The 4,178-nt window shown below is 68.8% G+C and carries 3 protein-coding genes; all 3 read left to right on the plus strand.

What is annotated here, in order from left to right:
• Positions 1 to 424, plus strand: a 424-nt coding sequence (locus WBA11_RS15580; protein WP_424521582.1) for a carboxylate-amine ligase, incomplete at its 5' end; no start/stop codon positions are given.
• 103 nt (positions 425 to 527) lie between these two features.
• On the plus strand, positions 528 to 1,715 hold the full coding sequence (locus WBA11_RS15585; protein WP_424521583.1) for a M20 metallopeptidase family protein: 1,188 nt from the start codon (positions 528 to 530) through the stop codon (positions 1,713 to 1,715).
• Between the two features lie 81 nt (positions 1,716 to 1,796).
• Positions 1,797 to 4,178, plus strand: a 2,382-nt coding sequence (locus tag WBA11_RS15590) for a lamin tail domain-containing protein (protein WP_424521584.1), incomplete at its 3' end; no start/stop codon positions are given.

Here is a 4,178-nt window from a genome sequence, read left to right on the forward strand (position 1 = left end):
TATCTGCGACGCGCCCTCGACCATGAAGGAGCTCGCAACCTTGGTCGCGCTCGTTCAGTCCCTCGTCGTCGCCATCGGCGACCGGTACGATCAGGGCGCCCCGATCCAACTTCTCAAGCCCTGGATCTTGCGGGAGAACAAGTGGCGAGCTGTCCGCCACGGCCTCGATGCGGAGCTGATCTGCGACAACGAAGGGGACCACGGGGCACTGCGCGACATGCTCCCGAACCTGATCGAGGAGTTGGAGCCGACCGCCGAGCGACTCGGCTGCCTTGATCACTTGCGCGGCGTCCTAGACATCCTGGACAACGGCGGGTCTTCCGAGCGACAGCGGGCCGTCTACGCCAAGATGAAGCGGCTTCCCGACGTGGTCGCGAGCCTGACCGGCGAGTTGCGCGAGAGCGTCGACTCGCTGCCGGCCTAGGTCCGACCTCGAGGGGGACGGCCCGCGTGCATCTGAGAAGACGAGACGAGCAGCGGCACCCGCCGACCTCGAGGACGTAGATGCGTGTGGACACCCTCGAGTTATGCCCGCCATCGCCACCGCTCCGACATCGCTCCGCGACGACCTGATCGCGCTTAGACGGCACCTGCACACGATCCCGGAGCTCGGGTTCCAAGAGGTCAAGACGTCGACCGCCCTCCGGCAATGGTTTACAGGGCGCGGGTTCGAGATCTCCGACCCCATCGCGAAAACGGGATTCACGGTCGACATCGAGGGCGCGCGTCCTGGCGCCAAGGTCGGGTACCGATCGGACATCGACGCGCTGCCGATTGTGGAAGCCACCGACGCGACCTACAAGTCTCAACACTCGGGTGCGATGCACGCCTGCGGGCACGACGGCCACATGGCGATCGCGGCCGGTGTCGCTCTCCTGGCCCGAGAGCGCCGCGACGACTTTGCCGGGACGGTCCGGGTCCTGTTTCAGCCCGCCGAGGAGATCGCCCCGTCGGGTGCCCCGGCCATGATCGAGGGCGGTGCCCTCAACGGCCTCGAGGCCGTGTATGCCGTCCACGTCGACCCGAGTCAGCCGGTGGGTCGGTTTGGGTTCCGCAACGGACCACTGACGGCGGCCTGCTGCCCGTTCCGCGTCGTCGTGCGAAGTGAGAGGTCCGGGCACTCGGCTCGTCCACACGAGGCCGTGGACACGGTCTGGGTCGCGACCCAGATCGCGACCGAGCTCTACCAGTTGGTCGGCCGCGTCACGGACGCACGCAAGGCTGCCGTGCTCACGATCTGCCGGATGTGGGGCGGCGACGCCCTGAACGTGATTCCCACGGAAGTGGAGATGGGCGGCACGCTCCGCTGTGTCGACGGCGAGACGCTGGGCTTCTTGCGCGAGCAGATCCGCCGCGTCGCCGGCGCCCTGGGCGCCCTCCACAAGGCCGACGTCGACGTCGACTTCGAGGGCACGCTGCCCGCCGTCGTGAACACCGACCTCGAGGTCGATCAGGCCCGCGGTGCGGCGGCCGACTTGTTCGGTGGCGAGGCCGTCAATGACCTTCGGTTTGCGAGCATGGGTGGCGAGGACTTCGCGTTCTACCTCCAGAAGGTCCCCGGCTGCATGATCCGGGTCGGGACGTCCGGCGGCCCCGAGACGCGCTATCCACTCCACCATGCCCGCTTCGACCTCGATGAGAGCGCCCTCCCGCTCGCGGCGAAGCTGATGACCGAGGTGTGCATCCGCGATCTCAACGCGCGCTCGGGAGCCTAGCTCGCCCTCGAGGGTCGAGGCCCCGTGTCGTCCTCGAGGGCGACGATCGAAGCGTAGACTCTGGCACCTCCCGCCACGAGAATGATCCGCCTCGCCGCCCTGATTCTCCTGTCTGCCGCCCTGGGCGTGGCGCAGGCACAGCCCACCGCGGGGGACCTCGCCATCAACGAGGTCATGTACGACCCGCCGGCGCCGCAGCTGTCGGGGAACGAGTGGATCGAGGTCGTCACCGTCCTAGATATCGCGGTCGACCTGGGCGGGCTCACGGTCACCGATGGCAGCGGGACCTCGGACCCCGTCCCAGCTGGGGCGCTCCTCGAAGCTAGGGGCTTCGTGGTCCTGGTCCGCAGCGCCGACGCGTTCGCCGCGGCCTACCCCGGTGTCGCGTTCATCGCCCTCGAGGGCTTCCCGTCTCTCAACAACTCCGGCGACCGCGTCGCGATCGTCGCAGGCGGCCTCGAGGTCGATGCGGTGCCGTACGATCCGTCCTGGGGCGGCTCGGACGCCTCACTCGAGCGGCGGGACCCGCTCGGACCGAGCGACCAGGCGTCGAACTACGGGACCACGACGTCGCCGAGCGGCGGCACACCGGGATTCGTCAACACGCTGTTCGCCCAGGACACCGAGCCTCCCAGCCTGATCGCGGCCGGCGCCCTCGATGCCCAGACCGTCCGGCTCGTGTTCGACGAAGCTCTCGATCCGGCGACCTCGACGGACGTCTCGCGATACGCCGTAAACGGGACGGCGCCACTCATGGCCGACCTCGGAGCGGACGGCTCGGAGATCATTCTCGCACTGGCTGTCCCGCTCACGGGTCGTCAGACCGCGACCGTGACGGTGACGGGCGTCGCGGACCTGAGAGGCAACGTCCTCACGTCGGCCTCGAGGACGTTCTTTTTCGGCGAGGGTGACCCAGCAGATGTGCGCGACCTGGTCATCAACGAGTTTTTATACGACGAGCCGACATCCGACAACCCCGGTGAGTTTGTCGAGCTGTTCAACCGGACTGACAAAGCGTTCGACCTGCGCGAGTTCACGCTCAACGACGGGACGGGAGACGCGGAGCCGGTCACGGATCAGCCGGTCTTCGTCGAGCCCGGCGGGTACGCTGTCGTTGTCGAGGACGGAGCGTTGTTCGGCGCCGTCTTCCCCGGCGTCGAGTTCATCGAGCAGCCGTCGTGGAGCGCGCTCAACAACTCCGGCGATGCCATCGTGCTCGCGTTCCAAGGCGTCACAGTCGACTCGCTGCTGTACACACCGAGTTGGGGTGGCGAGGACGCGTCGCTCGAACGGAGGGACCCCGACGGCCCGTCGTCGGTCAGCGCCAACTGGGCGACGACGACCGACCTGCGCGGCGGTACGCCCGGCGAGGTCAACAGCCAGTTCGCGCCCGACGTCACCGGCCCGCTGCTCCTCTCCGCGACGGCATCCCGCAGCGGCCTCGAGGTCGAGGTCGTCCTCGATGAGCCCCTGACACCGAGCAGCGCAACGGCTGGGGCGTTCTCCGTCGAGGGCGCGGCGGTAACGGCGGCCGACTACCGAGCCGAGAGCACGTCCGTCACGCTGACGCTCGCCTCCCCCCTCTCCGCCGGCACCTCGACCGTGACCGCGACGGGCCTGATCGACCTGTTAGGCAACGCCACACCGACTTCGACGACGACCGTCGACTTCACGCCGGACGGCACCGCGCCCGAGATCGCCTCGGCGGCCTCGAGGTCGGACCGCGTCGTCCGGGTCACGTTCACGGAACCCGTCACGTTCGCGTCGGCCTCGAGGGCGGAGAGCTACCGCGTCGACGCGACGTTCACGCCCGCCTCCGTCGACGTCGTCGGGCGGGCCGACGGCGGCATTACGTCCGTCGACCTGACGTTTGCCGAGCCGTTTGCCGACCGCTCGGTCCCCGTCCTCGAGGTCTCAAACCTGCAAGACCTGGCGGGCAACGTGACCGTCGTCTCCGCCGGCCGGTTCTTCGTCGGCCAGCCCGACACGCCCGGACCCGGGGAGATCGTGATTTCCGAGATCATGTACGACCCGCAGACCGGCAGCGACGGCGAGTACCTCGAGGTCGTCAACACGACCGCCGACCGCGTGTTCGACCTCGAGGACGTGCGCGTGGACGACGGAGACGCCGACGGCGACCCGCTGACCTCGGAGCCGACGATCCTTCTGCCCGGCCAAGTCCTGGCCGTCGCCCGCGACCTCGAGGCCGTACGGTCGGTCTTTCCCGACGCCGTGTTCGCAGACGGAGGGAGCGCGATCAGCCTGTCGAACTCCGGCGAGGCCGTCGTGCTACGGGCTGCCGGCGCCGTCCTCGACTCGGTGTTCTACCAACCCGACTGGCACCGCGTCGAGCTCGACGACGCGACCGGCATCAGCCTCGAGCGCCGCGATCTCGGGGGCGACGCAAACAGCGCCGCCAACTGGTCGTCGTCGCTCGACGATCTCGGCGGCACGCCCTCGAGG

This window comes from Rubrivirga sp., assembly GCF_049648075.1.
Classification (GTDB): Bacteria; Bacteroidota; Rhodothermia; order Rhodothermales; family Rubricoccaceae; genus Rubrivirga.

What these genes read in the sequence shown, in the direction of transcription:
- WBA11_RS15585 (WP_424521583.1), top strand. Translation starts at nt 528, where the DNA reads ATGCCCGCCATCGCCACCGCTCCGACATCGCTCCGCGACGACCTGATC.